Here is a 19,160-nt window from a genome sequence, read left to right as displayed (position 1 = left end):
GTCGGCAAAGCCGCCGGGCACGGCGGTGATGGGCACCGGCCGGGCGGGTAAGGTCTGCGCCGTGAGTGGTACTTCCGCGGTCCTGAGGCCGCCGGCCGACGCCGTGCCGCCGGTACGGCACCCCGACGCTCCCGTCCCCGGCGAGCTGCTGGGCGCGCACTACGGCGAGTGTTTCGGCTGCGGCGGAGATCAGCCGCACGGCCTGCACCTGGAGGCCCGCGCGGGCGACGGTGTGTCGATCACCGCCGAGTTTCTCGTCCGGCCCGCCCATCAGGGCGCGCCCGGCCTCGCGCACGGCGGCGTCCTGGCCACCGCGCTCGACGAGACACTCGGCTCGCTGAACTGGCTGCTGCGCACGATCGCGGTGACCGGCCGCCTGGAGACCGACTTCGTGCGGCCCGTGCCGGTCGGCACCACCCTGCACCTGGCGGCCGAGGTGGTCGCCGTGGCCGGGCGGAAGATCTACTCCAGGGCCACCGGGCGCATCGGCGGCCCCGACGGACCGGTCGCCGTCCGCGCGGACGCCCTCTTCATCGAGGTGAAGGTCGACCACTTCGTCGACAACGGCCGCCCGGAGGAGATCCGGGCCGCCATGAACGACCCCGACCAGATCCGGCGCACCCGCGCCTTCGAGGTGAACCCGTGAGCCGCGACCCGCTGAACGTCCTGGTCCGCCGCGTCGACCCGGACGTACCGCTGCCCGCGTACGCGCAGCCGGGCGACGCCGGGGCCGATCTGCGGACCACCGAGGCGTGCGAGCTGAAGCCCGGCGAGCGGACCGTGCTGCCCACGGGGGTGTCCGTGGCGCTCCCCGAGGGGTACGCGGCCTTCGTACACCCCAGATCCGGTCTGGCCGCCCGCTGCGGTGTCGCCCTCGTGAATGCCCCGGGGACGGTTGATGCCGGGTACCGTGGGGAGATCAAGGTGATCCTGGTGAATCTCGACCCGCGCGAGGCTGTGCGGTTCGAGCGCTTCGACCGGATTGCCCAACTGGTCGTCCAACAGGTCGAGAGGGTCCGCTTCCAGGAGGTGGCGGAACTTCCCGGCTCGGCGCGGGCCGAAGGGGGCTTCGGGTCCACCGGGGGCCATGCGTCCGTGGACGGGACGAGCCGCGCACACAGCGGTATGAGCGGCACAACAAGCGGCACAAGCGGTCATGCCGCCGCGGGCGGCACGACGGGTGGGTATCGATACGCTTCGGTCGTATCCGACCGGGAAGGACAGTGACGTGTTCGGACGTCGCAAGAAGAAGGATGCCGCCGAGGACGCGGCCGGCGAGGCCGAGCAGGTCGTCGACAGTGTCGACACTGAGGCGGACGACGAGGGCGAAGGCACGCGCGAGCGGGTGAGGCTCGAACCCGAGCCGCGGCCCGACGGGCCCTGGGACAGCACCGAGGTGCGCGATCCGGCCGAGGGCCGGGTCGACCTGGGCGGCATGTTCGTACCGGGTGTCGACGGCATGGAGCTGCGGGTCGAGGTGGCCGGTGACGCCATCGTCGCGGCGACGGTCGTGCTGCGCGACAGCGCGGTCCAGTTGCAGGCCTTCGCCGCTCCCAAGCGCGAGGGCATCTGGGGCGAGGTGCGCGAGGAGATCGCCACCGGCATCACCCAGCAGGGCGGCATCGTCGACGAGGTCGAGGGTTCGCTGGGCTGGGAGCTGCGGGCCCAGGTGCCGGTGCAGCTGCCGGACGGCACGAGCGGTTTCCAGGTCGTGCGGTTCATCGGTGTCGACGGCCCGCGCTGGTTCCTGCGCGGAGTGATCTCCGGGCAGGGCGCGGTGCAGCCGCAGGCGGCCGGTCTGCTGGAGAACATCTTCCGTGACACGGTCGTGGTCCGTGGCGAGGGCCCGATGGCGCCCCGCGACCCGATCGTCCTGAAGCTGCCGAACGACGCGCAGATGGTGCCCGAGGGCGTCCAGCAGGAGGAGCAGGCCGGTTCCCGCTTCTCCGGCGGCATGGGCCAGCTTCAGCGCGGACCGGAGATCACCGAGGTCCGCTGAGTCCGCGGGCGGGGGGGGCGAGCCCCCTGCCCCGCTTCCTATGTACCGACGGGCCGTACTCTCCCCATCCGGGGGGTACGGCCCGTCGGCGTTCCCGGCCGCGCACGGGTGCTGAGCCCGGGTCACCGTGCGGTGTTCGCTGTTGTGCTGCGGCATGCCGCCGGTGCTCCGGCTCTCCGGCTTTCCGGCGGGGATGTACACCCGCTGTCGCGGTCCGGGCGTCCGGCGCTCGCGGTCCAGGTTTCGGCAGCGCTCAGGTGTTCCCGGCTTTTTCCGGCGGAGTCGGTCCGTGCCGTAACTCTTGACGTGCCTTTGGTCCATACCTATCGTCTCGCCAACGCTCATGTTCACAAAGGAAGTTCTGGTTCACATACAAGAACGGATGGACCTCCGCGATGCCGAACACCCCCACGCGGTACCGCCGTAGAGGCGCGTTCCTCACCGTCACCACCGCGGTCGCGACCCTCGTCGCCGGGCTGCTCGCCTGGCCCGGCGCCGACCGGGCCGAAGCCGCCCCCGCGACCTTCACGCACCCCGGTGTCACCGTCTCCAAGACCCAGCTCGACTTCACCCGCGACAAGGTCCTCGCCGGCGCCCAGCCCTGGAAGGGCGCCTACGACCAGATGATGGCGAGCAAGTACGCCAGCCAGAGCCGGGTGCCCAAGCCCCGCGCGGTCGTGGAGTGCGGCTCGTACTCCAACCCCAACAACGGCTGTACCGACGAGCGCGAGGACGCGATCGCCGCGTACACCAACGCACTCGCCTGGTACATCACCAAGGACGCCCGCTACGCGCAGAAGTCCATCCAGCTGATGGACGCCTGGTCGAACACCATCACCGACCACACCAACAGCAACGCGCCGCTCCAGACCGGCTGGGCCGCCTCCTCCTGGCCCAAGGCCGCCGAGATCATCAAGCACACCTACACCGGCGGCTGGCCCAACTCCGGCCGGTTCGGCACGATGCTGCGCAACGTCTACCTCCCCGAGATCATCAACGGCTCCAACTCCAACGGGAACTGGGAGCTGTCGATGATGGAGGCCGCCCTCGGCATCTCCGTCTTCCTGGAGGACCGGGCGTCGTACGACAAGGCCATGGCCACCTTCCGTACCCGCACCGCGGCCTTCGTCTACCTGACCTCCGACGGCGCGTACCCGAAGACCAAGCCCAGCCAGAACCTCAACACACCCGCGAAGATCATCAGCTACTGGCAGGGCCAGTCGACCTTCGTCAACGGCCTCACCCAGGAGACCTGCCGCGACTTCACCCACACCGGGTACGGCATCTCCGCCATCTCGCACGTCGCCGAGACCAGCCGCATCCAGGGCCAGGACCTCTACGGCACCGACGTCGGCGAGCGGCTGCGGCACGCACTCGGCTTCCAGGCCAAGTACGAGCTCGGCGAAGCCGCCCCCAGCTGGCTGTGCGGCGGCACCATCCACCGCGGCCTCGGACCGATCACCGAGGTCGGCTACAACGCCATGCACAACCGCCTCGGCCACGCGATGGCCAACACCGAGACGCTGACCCAGCGCAACCGCCCCTCCGCCAGCAACAACCTGTTCGTCGCCTGGGAGACCCTCACCCACGGCGACAATCCCAACTGACCCGTTGATCGGCCGGGCGCCGCACGGACATACTGGCGCCCGGCCCACGGGGGGAGAACGGTCATGAACCAGGTGGTCACCGAGACCATGGTCGGTGTCGAGGACGTGCACAAGTCGTTCGGACGCGGCGCCGCCGCCGTGCACGCCCTGCGCGGGGTCTCCTTCACCATCCCGCGCGGTGAACTGGTCGCCCTCAAGGGCCGCTCCGGCTCGGGCAAGACCACCCTGCTCAACATCGTCGGCGGACTCGACGCACCGGACCGGGGCCGTATCACCCTGGACGGCCGGGAACTCACCGGGCTCGGCGAGAACGGCCTGCTGGAGCTGCGCCGGGACCGCATCGGCTTCGTCTTCCAGTCCTTCGGGCTGATCCCCATCCTCACCGCCGCCGAGAACGTCGGCGTCCCCCTGCGGCTGCGCAAGACCGACCCGCGCGAGCGCGAGGAGCGTGTGGAGCTGCTGCTCGCCCTCGTCGGCCTCGCCGACCACGCGGCCCAGCGGCCCGGCGAGCTCTCCGGCGGCCAGCAGCAGCGCGTAGCCATCGCCCGCGCCCTCGCCAACAACCCGGCGCTGCTCATCGCCGACGAGCCCACCGCCCAGCTCGACGCGGAGACCGGCCACGCCGTGATGGAGCTCCTCAAGGCGGTCGTACGCAGTGAGAACGTCACCGCGCTCGTCGCCACGCACGACGCGACCCTGCTCGATCTGGCCGACCGGGTGCTGGAGCTGAGCGACGGCGAGATCGTCGAGGCCTGACCGGCGCCCGGAGCATCAGGGTTCTGTCAAAGACGTCCGCCGACCCACCTCTCGTCCCTTTTGTCGGCATCGTTGGCCGTAAGGTCTACGCTGCGTACGCAGTGGTGACGGGAAGACAATGGGGACATGGCACGCGGCAAGCTTCGGATCTACCTCGGTGCGGCACCGGGCGTCGGCAAGACGTACGCGATGCTCTCCGAGGCCCACCGCCGGGTGGAGCGGGGCACCGACTGCGTGGTCGCGTTCGTCGAACACCACGGGCGGCCGCGCACCGAGGTGATGCTGCACGGCCTGGAGCAGATCCGGCGGCGTGAGCTGGAGTACCGCGGCGGCACCTTCACCGAGATGGACGTGGACGCCGTCCTCGCCCGCCGGCCCAAGGTCGCCCTCGTCGACGAACTGGCCCACACCAACGTGCCCGGCTCCCGCAACCTCAAGCGCTGGCAGGACGTGGAGGAACTCCTCGCCGCCGGCATCGACGTCGTCTCCACGGTCAACATCCAGCACCTGGAGTCTCTCGGTGACGTCGTCGAGGCCATCACCGGTGTACGGCAGCAGGAGACCGTCCCCGACGAGGTCGTGCGGCGCGCGGACCAGATCGAGCTGGTCGACATGTCGCCCGAGGCGCTGCGCCGCCGCATGGCGCACGGCAACATCTACCAGCCGGACAAGGTCGACGCGGCCCTGTCCAACTACTTCAGACCCGGCAACCTCACCGCCCTGCGCGAACTCGCCCTGCTGTGGGTCGCCGACCGCGTCGACGAGTACCTCACCGAGTACCGCAGCGAGCACCGGGTCTCCCGGATCTGGGGCTCGCGCGAGCGGATCGTCGTCGGACTGACCGGCGGACCCGAGGGCCGGACCCTGATCCGCCGGGCCGCCCGGCTCGCCGAGAAGGGCGCGGGCGGCGAGGTCCTCGCCGTCTACATCGCCCGCAGCGACGGCCTCACCGCCGCCTCCCCGAAGGAACTCGCCGTCCAGCGCACCCTCGTCGAGGACCTCGGCGGCACCTTCCACCACGTCGTCGGCGACGACATTCCCGCCGCCCTGCTGGACTTCGCGCGGGGCGTCAACGCCACCCAGATCGTGCTGGGCTCCTCGCGCCGCAAGGCCTGGCAGTACATGTTCGGACCCGGCGTCGGCGCCACCGTCGCCCGCGAGTCGGGACCCGACCTCGACGTGCACATCGTCACCCACGAGGAGGCCGCCAAGGGGCGCGGACTGCCCGTGGCCCGGGGCGCCCGGCTCGGCCGGGCCCGGATCGTCTCCGGCTGGGTCGTCGGACTCGCCGGACCCGCCGTGCTGTCGGTGCTGCTCAACACCATCGACATCGGCCTCGCCAACGACATGCTGCTGTTCCTCACGGTCGTCGTGGCGTCGGCCCTGCTCGGCGGCCTCTACCCGGCGCTCGCCTCGGCGGCCTTCGGGTCCCTGCTGATCAACTACTTCTTCACCACCCCGCTGCACCGGCTGACCATCGCCGACCCCAAGAACATCGTCGCGCTGGTGATCTTCTTTGGCGTCGCCGTGTCCGTGGCCTCCGTCGTCGACACCGCCGCCCGGCGCACCCACCAGGCCGCCCGGCTGCGCACCGAGTCGGAGATACTCTCCTTCCTCGCGGGCAACGTGCTGCGCGGCGAGACCAGCCTGGAAGCCCTCCTGGAACGGGTCCGCGAGACCTTCGGCATGGAGTCGGCGGTCCTGCTGGAACGCGAGAGCGACGTCGACCCCTGGGCCTGTGTGGGCCGCGCCGGCGCCGGACCGGCCCCGAAGCGGCCCGAGGACGCCGACGTCGACGTACCGATCGGCGACCACATGGCCCTCGCCCTGACCGGCCGGGTGCTGCCCGCCTCCGACCGGCGGGTGCTCGCCGCCTTCGCCGCCCAGGCCGCCGTCGTCCTGGACCGCCGCCGGCTGCGCGAGGAGGCCGACCAGGCCCGCACACTCGCCGAGGGCAACCGGATCCGTACGGCACTGCTGGCCGCCGTCAGCCACGACCTGCGCACCCCGCTGGCCAGTATCAAGGCGTCCGTGTCCAGCCTGCGCTCGCACGACGTGGCGTGGTCCGAGGAGGACCGGGCGGAGCTTCTCGAAGGGATCGAGGCGGGCGCGGACCGGCTCGACCACCTCGTCGGGAACCTGCTCGACATGTCCCGCCTCCAGACCGGCACCGTCACGCCGATCATCCGCGACATCGACGTCGACGAGGTGGTCCCCGTGGCGCTCGGCGGGGTCCCCGAGCAGAGCGTGGAGCTGGACATCCCGGAGACCCTCCCGATGGTCGCCGTGGACGCCGGACTGCTGGAGCGGTCGGTCGCCAACCTCGTCGAGAACGCCGTCAAGTACAGCCCGCCGGAGCGGCCCGTCCTGGTGGCCGCCAGCGCCCTCGCCGGCCGCGTCGAGGTCCGGGTGGTCGACCGCGGCCCCGGCGTCCCGGACGACGCCAAGGAACGCATCTTCGCCCCCTTCCAGCGCTATGGCGACGCCCCGCGCGGCGCCGGGGTCGGACTCGGCCTCGCCGTCGCCCGCGGCTTCGCCGAGGCCATGGGCGGCACGCTCACCGCCGAGGACACCCCGGGCGGCGGACTCACGATGGTGCTGTCGCTGCGCGCGGCACCGCCGCGGGAGACCCCGGGCGGCTCGCAAGAAGGGGCCGAGGGCCCCGTACACCCCGAAAGGCAGGCCTCATGACCCGGGTGCTCGTGATCGACGACGAGCCGCAGATCGTGCGCGCCCTCGTGATCAACCTCAGGGCCCGAAAGTACGAGGTCGACGCGGCCCACGACGGTGCCGCCGCCCTCCAGCTCGCCGCGGCCCGCCACCCCGACGTGGTCGTCCTCGACCTCGGTCTGCCCGACATGGACGGGGTCGAGGTGATCAGGGGCCTGCGCGGCTGGACCCGGGTGCCGATCATCGTCCTGTCCGCACGGCACACCTCCGACGAGAAGGTCGAGGCGCTCGACGCGGGCGCCGACGACTACGTCACCAAGCCCTTCGGCATGGACGAACTGCTCGCCCGGCTGCGGGCCGCCGTCCGCCGCGCGGAGCCCACCGGGGCCGGCGAGGACGACGTGATGGTGGAGACCGAGGACTTCACCGTCGACCTGGCCGCGAAGAAGGTCAACCGCGCGGGCCGGGACGTACGGCTCACCCCCACCGAGTGGCATCTGCTGGAGGTGCTCGTGCGCAACACGGGCCGCCTGGTCAGCCAGAAGCAGCTGCTCCAGGAGGTGTGGGGGCCGTCGTACGGGACCGAGACGAACTACCTGCGGGTGTACATGGCGCAGCTGCGCCGCAAGCTGGAGGCCGACCCGTCGCATCCGAAGCACTTCATCACCGAGCCGGGGATGGGGTACCGGTTCGAGAAGTGAGGTCCGCTCCCGATCGTCCGCTCCCGATCGTCCGCTCGTGACGGCAGCTCGTGCGGCCCGGCTGGTCACGGGGGGTAGCGGTTGACGGGCCCGGCCGAGGGGTACTTACGTGTCGGTGCACCCCGGTACGCTTCATACATGAGTGCTGTTCCTCGTTCCGAAAAGCCGGTGGGCCGGTTCCGGCGCATGCTTGACCGGCTCTCCTCTTCGCAGGAGGACCTGGAGTCCGAGGAGCTGCGGGAGGACGCCGAGATCGCGGGCTGTACGCGGATCGGTGACTGCCACGACCGACAGATAGTCACGGTTACTGGTACCTTGCGCACGGTCACGCTGCGGCCGCGGGCGGGAGTCCCGGCCCTGGAGGCCGAGTTGTTCGACGGCTCCGCCGCGCTGGACGTGGTGTGGCTGGGCCGGCGCTCCATCGTCGGGATAGAACCGGGCCGGAAGATGATCGCGTCCGGCCGGGTCTCGATGAGCCGGGGCCGCCGAGTGCTTTTCAACCCCAAGTACGAACTGAGACCCCTCGGACGGGAGTAGCCGGTGACGTCGCTCGACAAGCCGACCGAAGAGGGCCGGGAAGAGGCCCAGCAGGATGCGCGGGCGGTGACGGAAGCCGCGTTGTTCGAGGCCTTCGGCGGCATCCGCGGCATGGTCGAGACGGTGCTTCCGGGCCTGCTCTTCGTGACCATCTTCACGATCAACAAGGACCTGCACCTGTCGGCCATCGCCGCGCTCGCCGTGTCCCTGGTGCTCCTGGTGGTCCGGCTGGCCATGAAGGACACCGTGAAGCACGCCTTCAGCGGTGTCTTCGGCGTGGCCTTCGGTGTCGTGTTCGCGATGATGACGGGCAACGCCAAGGACTTCTACCTGCCGGGCATGCTGTACACCCTGGGCCTCGCCCTCGCGTACATCATCACCACGCTGTGCGGTGTCCCGCTGATCGGTCTGATGCTCGGCCCGGTCTTCAAGGAGAACCTCTCCTGGCGCACCCGCAACCCCGGCCGCAAGAAGGCGTACGCCAAGGCCAGCTGGGCCTGGGGCCTGATCCTGCTCGCCAAGTGCGCGATCCTCTTCCCGCTGTACTGGTGGGCCGACACGACCCAGCTCGGCTGGGTGCTGGTCTCCCTGAAGATCCCGCCGTTCCTGCTGGCCGTCTGGCTGACGTGGGTCTTCCTCGCGAAGGCGCCCGCGCCGATCGACGTGTTCGCGGAGATGGAGGCCGAGGAGAAGGCCGAGGCGGCCGAGAAGGAACGCCGGGAGGCCGCGGCCCGGTCCGTCGACTAGCCGCTCGGCGTCGGGCTCCCTTCGCCCACCCACGACCACCGGTCTCGGTTTCCCGGGAAGTCGGACTCGAAAGACATCCGAGGGCGCCCCACGATCCCAGGGGCGCCCTCGTCCGTCGTATGCGACAAGCCCCCTACCCCGCCGCGTCCTCCCGCCGTACCGACAGCAGGTCCTCCAGCTGCTCCTCCCGGGCCTGCGCGGCCACGAAGAGCAGTTCGTCGCCCGCCTCCAGGGAGTCCTCCCGGGACGGGGTCAGGACCCGGGTGCCGCGGATGATCGTGACCAGGGACGTGTCCTCGGGCCAGTCGACGTCGCCGACCTGGGTGCCGGCCAGGGCCGACTCCTCGGGCAGGGTCAGTTCGACGAGGTTGGCGTCGCCGTGGCTGAAGCGCAGCAGCCGGACCAGGTCGCCGACGCTCACCGCCTCCTCGACCAGGGCCGACATCAGCCGCGGGGTGGAGACGGCGACGTCCACACCCCAGGCCTCGGTGAACAGCCACTCGTTCTTCGGGTTGTTGACCCGGGCGACGACCCGCGGAACTCCGTACTCCGTCTTCGCCAGCAGGGAGACGACCAGGTTGACCTTGTCGTCGCCGGTCGCGGCGATCACGACGTTGCAGCGCTGGAGCGCCGCCTCGTCGAGGGAGGTGATCTCGCAGGCGTCGGCCAGCAGCCACTCCGCCTGCGGCACCCGCTCCACCGAGATGGCGGTCGGCGCCTTGTCGATCAGCAGTACCTCGTGGCCGTTCTCCAGCAGTTCGCCCGCGATCGAGCGGCCCACCGCACCGGCACCGGCAATGGCGACCCTCATCAGTTGCCGCCCTCCTTCGGGCCCTCGGCGAACGCCGCCTCGACCTTCTCGACCTCGTCGGTGCGCATCATCACGTGCACCAGATCGCCTTCCTGAAGCACGGTCTGCGAGGTGGGCAGAATCGCTTCGCCGAGGCGGGTCAGGAACGCCACACGGACACCCGTCTCCTCCTGGAGCTTGCTGATCTTGTGGCCGACCCAGGAGGCGGCGGCGTGCACCTCGGCGAGCTGGACACCGCCGGTGGGATCGCGCCACAGCGGCTCGGAGCCGGACGGCAGCAGCCGGCGCAGCATCTGGTCCGCGGTCCAGCGGACGGTGGCCACGGTGGGGATGCCGAGACGCTGGTAGACCTCGGCGCGGCGGGGGTCGTAGATACGGGCGGCGACGTTCTCGACGCCGAACATCTCGCGGGCCACACGGGCGGCGATGATGTTGGAGTTGTCGCCGCTGGACACGGCGGCGAAGGCGCCGGCCTCCTCGATGCCGGCTTCGCGCAGGGTGTCCTGGTCGAAGCCGACCCCGGTGACCCGGCGGCCACCGAACGAGGAGCCAAGGCGTCGGAAGGCGGTGGGGTCCTGGTCGATCACTGCGACCGTGTGCCCCTGTTGCTCCAGGGTCTGGGCGAGAGCGGAACCCACTCTGCCGCAGCCCATGATGACGATGTGCACGACCGTCCTTCCGAGGTCAGGGGTTCTTGACTTGGCTTAATCAGGGTCTCAGACCGCCGACCAAGCTTCACACGCACGGTCCGCGGACGGCACCCCCGTGCACAGTTCCCCGCCCGCTCAGCGCCGGCTGATCCGCCGCACGCTGAGCAGGGTGAGGATTCCGAGGCCGATGAGGGCGGCGGTCGCGCCGATCAGCTCTGCGGTCGCGGGCATGGGACCTCCGTAGGGGCGTGCGGCGGGAGAAGCCGGAAGGGCCGGAATGAATCGTCGTACCGGCAGGCTTGTCATATAGGCATGGAGATCGCCGCCGCCGGGGAAACGGCGGCGGGTGGCGTCCGTGTTTCACCCGCGGTTTCACCCGTGGGGCAGAGCCGGAGCGGGCAAGGGGAGGGACGGCGTCCGCGCGGGCCACGGGCCGGCGGGGTGCGTGACTGGTGGGGCTTGTGTTGCGGATCTCGGGCGCGAGGTGGGCGAGCGGCCGTTCGAAGCCGTACGATGCTCAGTCGTGTCCAAACTGACCGACGTGCCCAAACGGATCCTCATCGGGCGCGCGCTGCGCAGTGACCGGCTGGGGGAAACGCTCCTGCCGAAGCGCATCGCGCTTCCGGTGTTCGCGTCCGACCCGCTGTCCTCCGTGGCGTACGCGCCCGGCGAGGTACTGCTGGTGCTGTCCATCGCGGGTGTGTCGGCCTACCACTTCAGCCCCTGGATCGCGCTCGCGGTCGTCGTGCTGATGTTCACGGTCGTCGCCTCCTACCGCCAGAACGTCCACGCCTACCCGAGCGGCGGCGGCGACTACGAGGTCGCCACCACCAACCTCGGCCCCAAGGCGGGGCTCACGGTCGCCAGCGCCCTGCTCGTCGACTACGTGCTCACCGTCGCCGTCTCCATCTCCTCCGGCATCGAGAACCTCGGCTCGGCGGTCCCGTTCGTCGTCGAGAACAAGGTGGCCTGCGCGGTCGCCGTGATCGTGCTGCTGACCGTGATGAACCTGCGCGGCGTCCGGGAGTCCGGCACGCTCTTCGCCATCCCGACGTACGTGTTCGTCGCGGGCGTCTTCATCATGATCGCGTGGGGCGCGTTCCGCGGACTGGTCCTGGACGACACCATGCGGGCGCCGACCGCGGGCCTGGAGATCAAGCCCGAACACCAGGGGCTGGCCGGTTTCGCGCTGGTCTTCCTGCTGCTGCGGGCCTTCTCCTCCGGCTGCGCCGCGCTCACCGGCGTGGAGGCCATCTCCAACGGTGTGCCGGCCTTCCGCAAGCCCAAGTCCCGCAACGCGGCGACCACGCTCGCGCTGATGGGTCTGCTGGCCGTCACCATGTTCTGCGGCATCATCGTGCTGGCCATGGCCAGCAAGGTGCGGATGGCCGAGAACCCGGCGCACGACCTGCTGGAGGGCGGTGTCCCGGTCGGCGGGGACTTCGTGCAGAACCCGGTGATCTCGCAGGTCGCCGAGGCCGTCTTCGGCAAGGGCAGCTTCCTGTTCCTGGTGCTCGCCGCGGCCACCGCGCTGGTGCTGTTCCTCGCCGCGAACACCGCGTACAACGGCTTCCCCGTGCTCGGCTCGATCCTCGCCCAGGACCGGTATCTGCCGCGCCAGCTGCACACCCGCGGCGACCGCCTCGCCTTCTCCAACGGCATCGTGCTGCTGGCCGGCGCGGCCACCCTCCTGGTGTGGATCTACGGCGCCGACTCCACGCGCCTGATCCAGCTCTACATCGTCGGTGTCTTCGTCTCCTTCACGCTCAGCCAGATCGGCATGGTCCGGCACTGGAACCGCCATCTCGCCGTCGAGAAGGACCCGGCCAAGCGGACCCACATGATCCGCTCCCGCGCGATCAACACCTTCGGCGCCTTCTTCACCGGCCTGGTGCTGGTGGTCGTGCTGGTCACCAAGTTCACCCACGGCGCCTGGGTGGCCCTGCTCGGCATGGTGATCTTCTACGTCACCATGACCGCGATCCGCCGCCACTACGACCATGTCTCCGAGGAACTCGCCGCCCCCGAGGGCCCGAGCGACGACAGTGTCCGCCCCTCACGCGTCCACTCGCTGGTCCTGATCTCGAAGATCCACCGCCCCACGCTGCGCGCCCTGGCCTACGCCAAGCTGATGCGCTCCGACAGCCTGGAGGCGCTCAGCGTCAACGTCGACCCGGCCGAGACCAAGGCGCTGCGCGACGAGTGGGAGCGGCGCGGCATCGACGTACCGCTGAAGGTCCTCGACTCGCCCTACCGGGAGGTCACCCGGCCGGTGATCGAGTACGTGAAGAGCCTGCGCCGGGAGTCGCCGCGCGACGCGGTGTCCGTGATCATCCCCGAGTACGTGGTGGGCCACTGGTACGAGCAGCTGCTGCACAACCAGAGCGCGCTGCGGCTCAAGGGCCGGCTGCTGTTCACGCCGGGCGTGATGGTCACCTCGGTGCCTTACCAGCTGGAGTCCTCCGAGGTCGCGCGCAACCGGGCCCGCAAGCGGCAGGAGTGGAACGCCCCGGGCGCGGTGCGCCGGGGCCCGGCGCAGCAGGCCAAGGAGCCCGGCAAGGAGTCCACGAAGGGCTGAGCGGGGCCCTGGGGGCAGGACCGGCGGGCGGGCTCGGGGGCGTGCCCGGGGACGTAGACTGGTGGGCTGTTGTCCGGCCCTTCCCCCTTTGACGTACTGGAGTCACCCCGCCATGCAGGCAGAACCGAAGAAATCGCTGGTGGGGGAGGAGTACGAGGTCGAGGTCGGGCCCGTCGCCCACGGCGGGCACTGCATCGCCCGTACCGACGAGGGCCAGGTGCTGTTCGTCCGGCACGCGCTGCCCGGCGAGCGGGTCCTGGCCAGGGTCACGGACGGCGAGGAGGGCGCGCGTTTCCTGCGCGCCGACGCCGTGGAGATCCTGACCGCGTCGAAGGACCGGATCGAGCCGCCCTGTCCCTACGCCGGTCCCGGCCAGTGCGGCGGCTGCGACTGGCAGCACGCCAAGCCGGGGGCCCAGCGGCGGCTGAAGGGCGAGGTCCTCGCCGAGCAGCTGAAGCGGCTCGCGGACCTGACGCCGGAGGAGGCCGGCTGGGACGGCACGGTGGTGCCGGCCGAGGGCGACAAGCTGCCGACCGGGCAGGTGCCGCAGTGGCGGACGCGGGTGCAGTACGCGGTGGACACCGAGACGGGCCTCGCGGGGCTGCGCCGGCACCGCTCGCACGAGGTCGAGGCGATCGACCACTGCATGATCGCGGCGCCCGGTGTGAGCGAACTCGGCATCGAGAAGCGCGACTGGTCCGGGATGGAGACGGTCGAGGCGATCGCGGCGACGGGCTCGCAGGACCGCCAGGTGATCCTCACCCCGCGGCCGGGCGGACGCCTCCCCATCGTCGAACTCGACCGCCCGGTCTCGGTGTTGCGGGTGGAGGAGAAGGACGGCGGCGTCCACCGCGTCCACGGCCGCCCCTTCGTCCGCGAGCGCGCGGACGACCGTACGTACCGGGTCGGCAACGGCGGCTTCTGGCAGGTCCACCCGAAGTCCGCGGACACCCTCGTCACCGCCGTCATGCAGGGCCTGCTGCCCCGCAAGGGCGACATGGCCCTCGACCTGTACTGCGGCGTCGGCCTCTTCGCCGGCGCCCTCGCCGACCGGGTCGGCGAGGCGGGCGCGGTCCTCGGCATCGAGTCCGGCAAGCGCGCGGTGGAGGACGCCCGGCACAACCTGGCCGCCTTCGACCGCGTCCGGATCGAACAGGGCAAGGTCGAGGCGGTCCTGCCGCGCACCGGCATCACGGAGGTCGACCTCATCGTCCTGGACCCGCCGCGGGCGGGCGCGGGCCGCAGGACGGTCGAGCACCTGTCCTCGCTGGGCGCCCGCCGCATCGCGTACGTGGCCTGCGATCCGGCCGCGCTGGCACGGGACCTGGGGTACTTCCGGGACGGGGGGTACCGGGTGCGGATGCTGCGGGCGTTCGATCTGTTTCCGATGACGCATCATCTGGAGTGCGTGGCGATTCTGGAGCCGGTGGGCAAGGGGGCCTGAGCCGGGGGCTGGGCAAGGTCCGTTCGGAACGACGCGGCAGTGACACGCGGGAGCGCCAGCGGAGTCGAGCGCCCCGTGCGGGTCCGCCGGGCGTCCCGGCGGACCCGCACTTCTCATGCGGCGACGCAGTCAGCTGTCCGCCGCGAGCCTCTTCAGCAGCTCGTGACCCACTTGTGGGAGCGGATCGGCGCACCGGCGTCGGGGCCGGTGTTGCCCCTCCAGCCCACCCCCGCGGCGTAACGCTCCGCGCAGCCGTAGTAGTTGGTGTAATTCGTGCCGAGGTAGAACTTGACGTGCCGGTAGGCGGTGTCGCGCTTGCCGTTGTTCCAGATCGACTTGACGTTCTTCGTACCCGCCCAGCTGCACTTGGGGGTCCCGCCCGCGGCGGTGAGCCAGTTGGGGTCGTTGGCGTCCCAGGAGCACTTCTCTCCGGTGCCGTTGAATTCTGTGTAGACGCAGACGTCGCCCGCCGCGCACGAACCCCAGGCCTTCGGGCCCACGTCTGCGCTCGCCGTGCCGGCACTCGCGCCCAGTGCGGCGCACAGTGCCAGGGCGCCGCCTGCGGCGGCCAGTGCCATGCTGCTCCGCTTCATCGTCCTCATCGTCCGTCCTCCTGTGGTTGCCCAAGATCCCTGCCGGCCTCGTGGCCCGCAGGACTTGAGCTTCGGCGGCCGGCTGTTTGTCCGGCAGGCCCCTGTCACCGCTCCGGACAATCCCGTGGCCCGGAGCCGATTGGCGGGGCGCCGCCTTGCTGACGGGCGGCGGGGGTTCGTAGCGTCGACGGGACGTTTTTGTGCGGACGGGGGAGCCATGGGACGTCGTGAGCAACCGCTGGATCCGGCAGGGGGACCGATCGCGCGCTTCGCGGACGGGTTACGCACGTTGCGCCGGGAGGCCGGAGGGATCACCTACCGGGCGATGGCGGCGAAGGCGCACTTCTCGACCGCGACCCTCGCTCAGGCGGCAGCCGGGGATCGGCTGCCGTCGCTCGCGGTCGCTCTCGCGTACGTCGGTGCCTGCGGCGGTGACGGTGACGAGTGGGAACGGCGGTGGCGGGAGACCGCGCGGGAGGTGGCGGAGGACGCCAGGGAAGCCGACAAGGACATTGAGTCGCCGTACCGGGGCCTGGCCCGCTTCGGTGTCGACGACGTCGACCGGTTCTTCGGCCGGGACCAACTCGTGGGCCGGCTCATGGACCTGGTCCGGCGCAAGCACCTGGTAGTCGTGGCCGGAGCTTCAGGGAGCGGTAAATCCTCGCTGCTGCGCGCAGGGCTGATCGCCCGCCTCCAGCAGGCGGTGCCGTCACCGATGCGGCCCACGGCGGTCCGGATCCTCACTCCCGGACCTGACCCGTACCGAACCCGCGCTGCCGCTCTCGACCCGCAGACCACCCCCGCCGGCACGTTGATCGTGGTGGACCAGCTGGAGGAGGTCTTCACCCTCTGCACCGACCGGGCCGAGCGCACACGCTTCCTCGACCTGCTCTGTGCAGCCGCTCGGCCGGAGAACGGTCTGCGCGTCGTCCTGGCCGTCCGCGGCGACTTCTACGGCCACCTCGCCGCGCACCCCCCGCTTGCCGAGGCGGTCCAGGACGCCACGCTCCTGGTCGGCGCCATGAGCTCGGAGGAGATACGCGAGGCCATAGTCAAGCCCGCCGCTCTCGGCGGCCTCGTCGTGGAGCGCACGCTGACCGCCCGGATCATCGACGACATCGGCGACGAGCCGGGCGGCCTGCCTCTGCTGTCCCACGCGCTCCTCGAAACCTGGCGCCGCCGCCATGGCCGGGTCCTGGCCGAAACCGCCTACGACGCGGCGGGCGGCATCCACGGCGCGATCTCACGCACCGCGGAAGAGCTGTACGAACAGTTCACCGACGGCCAGGCCGCAACCGCCCGCCGCATCCTGCTCCGCCTGGTCGCCCCCGGCCAGGGCACCCCCGACACCCGCCGCCCGTCGGACCGCACCGAGCTCACCGCCCTCGGCCCCGGCCAGGCCGCAGATACCGCCCACGTCCTCGACCGACTTGCCCGTGCTCGCCTGATCACCCTCGACGAGGACTCCGTCGACCTCGCGCACGAGGCCGTCCTCACGGCCTGGCCCCGGCTACGTGCGTGGATCGACGAGGACCGTGACCGGCTCCGCGTACAGCGCCACCTCACCGAAGCGGCCCGCACCTGGCAGGCCCTCGGCCAGGACCCCGGCTCCCTCTACCGGGGACTGCGGCTGTCCCTCGCCGAGCAGCATTTCGCCGCCCGCGGCGTGCGGGACGATCTCACGCCGCTGGAGCGGCAGTTCCTCACAGCGGGCCGTGCCGCCCGGGACCACGACCGCCGCCACCGCCGCACCCGCACCACGGCCTTGTCCGTCCTCCTCGTCCTCAGCCTCGTCGCCGCCCTGGTCGCCTGGCAGCAGAACGACGCCAGTGAGCGCCGTCGCACCGAGGCGGAAGCCCGCCGGGTCGCCGGCGTCGCGGACAGTCTCCGCACGTCCGACCCGGCCACCGCCATGCGCCTGAGCCTTGCCGCCTGGCGCGTCGCCGACCTGCCCGAGACCCGCTCCGCGCTCCTGGGCGCCATGGCTCAGCCGGAGCAGGACGCGTTCACCGATCCCAACAGCGGTGCCGGAACGATGCGCTACCTCGCTGCCGACGGACGCACGCTGGTCAGCATCGGTGAGAAGGCCGTCGCCCGGTGGGACGTCGAGGAACATCGGAAGTCGGCCGCGCTGCCCGGGCTGCACGGCCGACTGCACACCGTGGCGGCGATGCGAGCCGACAGGGGATGGCTGCCCCTGTTCGTCGACCCCGACCCCGACACCACCGCGAACACGAAGATCGCGCTTCTGGACCTCGCCACAGGCAGACAGGACGGCGCCGTACTGGGTTCCGCCGACGCGGGGGTGGAGATGGGGACGAGCGGGCGAAGTCTCATCGCCTACGACCACACCCGCTCCGAGTATCTGATCCGGCTGTGGGACACGCAGCGAAGGCGGGTCCTGCTCGACCTTCGGGCGCCACGCGACGTGCGCGATCCGAACGCCGAAGGCACCGGCTTCTCGGACGCCCAGCAGGTGCTCCTCGCGAAGGATCTGCGCGGCGGACCGGACGTCACGGGGTATCCGGAGGCCACGGTCTCGGCCGATGACCGGCTGCTCGCGCTGTGCGTCCCGGGAAAGCGCCTCGAACTCTGGGACGTCGCCGAGCGCCGCAGAATCGCCGCACCGTGGGCCCCCGAGGTCTCACAGCACCAGTGCCAGAACGAGCGGGTGTACTTCACCCCGGACGGCCGTCGCCTGGCACTGGTCACCGAGGAGTCCGTCCGTGTGTGGGACATCGGGTCAGGTGCCGAGGCGGTGGCCTTCGACGCAACCGCGGTACAGACCGTCGCGTTCAGCGCGGACGGCGCGTTCCTGGCAGCGGCCAACTTCGACGAAGTCCTGCTCTGGAGAACGGACTCGCCACACATGCCCGTCTTCCGGTACGCCCTGTCCGGCGAGGCTGTCAGCGACCTCCGAGTGGACCCGCAGGAGGGATGGATCCGCTACCTCGCAGGAACACGCGGAGACTGGGGAACCACCGTACGCACCCTCGGTCTGCGGGAAGTCTTCACCGCTGACTGGCGTGAGCCCACGGAAACAGCTGTCTTCAGCCCGGACGGGACAAAGCTCGCCACGGCCCAGATCGTCGAGAAGGCCGGGCAAGCCCGCTTTCGCATCAGGAACATGCGCGGCGCAGAGCAGCCCGTCGAGCTGCCGGGAATGCCGTGCCGGATCGGACCGTCACTCCCTTGCACGGTTCTTCTGGCCTTCAGCCACGACGGCAAGATCCTCGCCCACGGCGTCAGCCAGTTGCAGGACCCCTTGACTCCTCCGCGTCTCTCGCTCTGGGACATCTCCCGACGACGTGTGTCCACTGCACCGAAATGGACGCCGGACGAGATCGGGGATCCGGTGGACTCCCTTGCGTTCGGCCCCCGTGACACGTCACTGATCACCTCGCACTACGGGGAGATACGCATCTGGGATCTACCAGAACGTGCCCGGCTCAAGACCGTCTCCGACACCAACGGGAAACTGGCGGTACGCCCTGACGGACGTCTGCTTGTCACAACCGGTGGGCATGTGATCGCTCTGCCCGACGGCCTCACCCCGTCCGACTCGCTGAGTCCCGGCCATACCTCGGTACTCGCTTTCAGCCCGGACGGAAGGTTCCTGGCCGCAGGCGACGCATCCGGAAGAACCGTGTTGTGGGACGGAGACGTCACACACCGGCTCGGTGCGCTCGCCCCCGAGGCGGCGGACAGATTCGTGTCGGCGCTGGCCTTCTCGCCCGACGGAAAAATCCTGGCAGTCGGCTTCGAAGACGGTTTCACGAGCCTCTGGGACACCACCTCGCACCAGCGCATCGGATCACCGCTCCCCAGCGCCGGCGACACGGTCCGCGCACTGGCCTTCAGCCCTGACGGCAGCAAGCTCCACAGGGTGGGCGCGCACACACCACCGCGGACCTACGACATCACTCCCGACCGGGCGGCCGAGGCTGTCTGCCGGCGGGTGATCGACGGCCTTTCCCCGGCAGACTGGCAACGTCACCTGCCCGATCTTCCGTACCGGGAGAGCTGTCCCCACCGGAACGACACTCCGTAGTGGCCGGCGGAGCAGG

The 19,160-nt window shown here is 70.8% G+C and carries 15 protein-coding genes; 12 read left to right on the top strand and 3 right to left on the bottom strand.

The features are described 5' to 3' along the window. Positions 1–61: 61 nt before the first annotated feature. The 9 genes from ACIQAC_RS16835 to ACIQAC_RS16795 all read left to right on the top strand — a co-directional run bounded on the left by ACIQAC_RS16835 (position 62) and on the right by ACIQAC_RS16795 (position 9,017). Entirely contained in the window at positions 62–646 is a 585-nt protein-coding gene (locus ACIQAC_RS16835; protein ID WP_402191576.1) for a PaaI family thioesterase, read from the top strand. Then, positions 643–1,227, top strand: coding sequence for a dUTP diphosphatase (gene dut, locus ACIQAC_RS16830; protein ID WP_402191574.1), 585 nt, complete (start codon positions 643–645; stop codon positions 1,225–1,227). The genes ACIQAC_RS16835 and dut overlap by 4 nt, the downstream gene beginning before the upstream one ends. Before the next feature lies 1 nt (position 1,228). Further along, complete coding sequence (locus ACIQAC_RS16825; protein ID WP_402191573.1) at positions 1,229–1,999, top strand: DUF3710 domain-containing protein; 771 nt, start codon at positions 1,229–1,231, stop codon at positions 1,997–1,999. Between the two features lie 395 nt (positions 2,000–2,394). Continuing rightward, a complete protein-coding gene (locus tag ACIQAC_RS16820; protein ID WP_402191571.1) occupies positions 2,395–3,606 on the top strand; it encodes an alginate lyase family protein in 1,212 nt (403 codons plus the stop codon). Between the two features lie 63 nt (positions 3,607–3,669). Continuing rightward, the gene (locus tag ACIQAC_RS16815; protein ID WP_402191569.1) at positions 3,670–4,362 is read left to right on the top strand and encodes an ABC transporter ATP-binding protein; all 693 of its coding nucleotides are present in this window, start codon (positions 3,670–3,672) and stop codon (positions 4,360–4,362) included. A gap of 126 nt (positions 4,363–4,488) precedes the next feature. Further along, complete coding sequence (locus tag ACIQAC_RS16810; protein WP_402191567.1) at positions 4,489–7,053, top strand: DUF4118 domain-containing protein; 2,565 nt, start codon at positions 4,489–4,491, stop codon at positions 7,051–7,053. Next, positions 7,050–7,733 carry a response regulator gene (locus tag ACIQAC_RS16805; RefSeq protein ID WP_402191565.1) on the top strand — a complete coding sequence of 228 codons (684 nt, stop codon included), beginning with the start codon at positions 7,050–7,052 and terminating at the stop codon, positions 7,731–7,733. The genes ACIQAC_RS16810 and ACIQAC_RS16805 overlap by 4 nt, the downstream gene beginning before the upstream one ends. A gap of 138 nt (positions 7,734–7,871) precedes the next feature. Further along, entirely contained in the window at positions 7,872–8,270 is a 399-nt protein-coding gene (locus ACIQAC_RS16800) for an OB-fold nucleic acid binding domain-containing protein (RefSeq protein WP_402191564.1), read from the top strand. 3 nt (positions 8,271–8,273) lie between these two features. After that, positions 8,274–9,017 (top strand): DUF3159 domain-containing protein, encoded by a 744-nt coding sequence (locus ACIQAC_RS16795; protein WP_402191562.1) that lies wholly within the window; start codon positions 8,274–8,276, stop codon positions 9,015–9,017. Between the two features lie 133 nt (positions 9,018–9,150). On the opposite strand, the gene ACIQAC_RS16790 is transcribed toward ACIQAC_RS16795, so the two are convergent. Both ACIQAC_RS16790 and ACIQAC_RS16785 read right to left on the bottom strand, forming a co-directional pair. Then, a complete protein-coding gene (locus ACIQAC_RS16790) occupies positions 9,151–9,828 on the bottom strand; it encodes a potassium channel family protein (protein ID WP_402191560.1) in 678 nt (225 codons plus the stop codon). Beyond that, on the bottom strand, positions 9,828–10,496 hold the full coding sequence (locus ACIQAC_RS16785; RefSeq protein ID WP_402191558.1) for a potassium channel family protein: 669 nt from the start codon (positions 10,494–10,496) through the stop codon (positions 9,828–9,830). Before ACIQAC_RS16785 ends, ACIQAC_RS16790 begins: the two co-directional genes overlap by 1 nt. 505 nt (positions 10,497–11,001) lie before the next feature. Between ACIQAC_RS16785 and ACIQAC_RS16780 the strand changes: the two genes are divergently transcribed. Both ACIQAC_RS16780 and ACIQAC_RS16775 read left to right on the top strand, forming a co-directional pair. Next, positions 11,002–13,056 carry an APC family permease gene (locus ACIQAC_RS16780; protein WP_402191556.1) on the top strand — a complete coding sequence of 685 codons (2,055 nt, stop codon included), beginning with the start codon at positions 11,002–11,004 and terminating at the stop codon, positions 13,054–13,056. Between the two features lie 112 nt (positions 13,057–13,168). Further along, a complete protein-coding gene (locus ACIQAC_RS16775; protein ID WP_402191554.1) occupies positions 13,169–14,500 on the top strand; it encodes a class I SAM-dependent RNA methyltransferase in 1,332 nt (443 codons plus the stop codon). 152 nt (positions 14,501–14,652) lie between these two features. Here the strand turns inward: ACIQAC_RS16775 and ACIQAC_RS16770 are convergent, their stop codons facing one another. Continuing rightward, positions 14,653–15,093, bottom strand: coding sequence for a peptidase inhibitor family I36 protein (locus ACIQAC_RS16770; protein ID WP_402191552.1), 441 nt, complete (start codon positions 15,091–15,093; stop codon positions 14,653–14,655). A gap of 217 nt (positions 15,094–15,310) precedes the next feature. On the opposite strand from ACIQAC_RS16770, the gene ACIQAC_RS16765 reads away from it, so the two are divergent. Next, complete coding sequence (locus ACIQAC_RS16765) at positions 15,311–19,144, top strand: hypothetical protein (protein WP_402191549.1); 3,834 nt, start codon at positions 15,311–15,313, stop codon at positions 19,142–19,144. The last annotated feature ends 16 nt before the right edge of the window (positions 19,145–19,160 follow it).

Origin of the sequence: Streptomyces sp. NPDC088387 (assembly GCF_044753385.1) — a bacterium.
Taxonomy (GTDB): Bacteria; Actinomycetota; Actinomycetes; order Streptomycetales; family Streptomycetaceae; genus Streptomyces.
The sequence above is the reverse complement of the archived record's forward strand: the minus strand, read 5'-3'. Positions and strand labels throughout refer to the sequence as shown.

Excerpts from the sequence above, each read along its gene's own strand:
- ACIQAC_RS16820 (WP_402191571.1), top strand. The coding sequence starts at position 2,395 with ATGCCGAACACCCCCACGCGGTACCGCCGTAGAGGCGCGTTCCTCACC.
- ACIQAC_RS16815 (WP_402191569.1), top strand. The coding sequence starts at position 3,670 with ATGAACCAGGTGGTCACCGAGACCATGGTCGGTGTCGAGGACGTGCAC.
- ACIQAC_RS16810 (WP_402191567.1), top strand. The coding sequence starts at position 4,489 with ATGGCACGCGGCAAGCTTCGGATCTACCTCGGTGCGGCACCGGGCGTC.
- ACIQAC_RS16805 (WP_402191565.1), top strand. The coding sequence starts at position 7,050 with ATGACCCGGGTGCTCGTGATCGACGACGAGCCGCAGATCGTGCGCGCC.
- ACIQAC_RS16800 (WP_402191564.1), top strand. The coding sequence starts at position 7,872 with ATGAGTGCTGTTCCTCGTTCCGAAAAGCCGGTGGGCCGGTTCCGGCGC.
- ACIQAC_RS16790 (WP_402191560.1), bottom strand. The coding sequence starts at position 9,828 with ATGAGGGTCGCCATTGCCGGTGCCGGTGCGGTGGGCCGCTCGATCGCG.
- ACIQAC_RS16775 (WP_402191554.1), top strand. The coding sequence starts at position 13,169 with ATGCAGGCAGAACCGAAGAAATCGCTGGTGGGGGAGGAGTACGAGGTC.
- ACIQAC_RS16770 (WP_402191552.1), bottom strand. The coding sequence starts at position 15,093 with ATGAAGCGGAGCAGCATGGCACTGGCCGCCGCAGGCGGCGCCCTGGCA.
- ACIQAC_RS16765 (WP_402191549.1), top strand. The coding sequence starts at position 15,311 with ATGGGACGTCGTGAGCAACCGCTGGATCCGGCAGGGGGACCGATCGCG.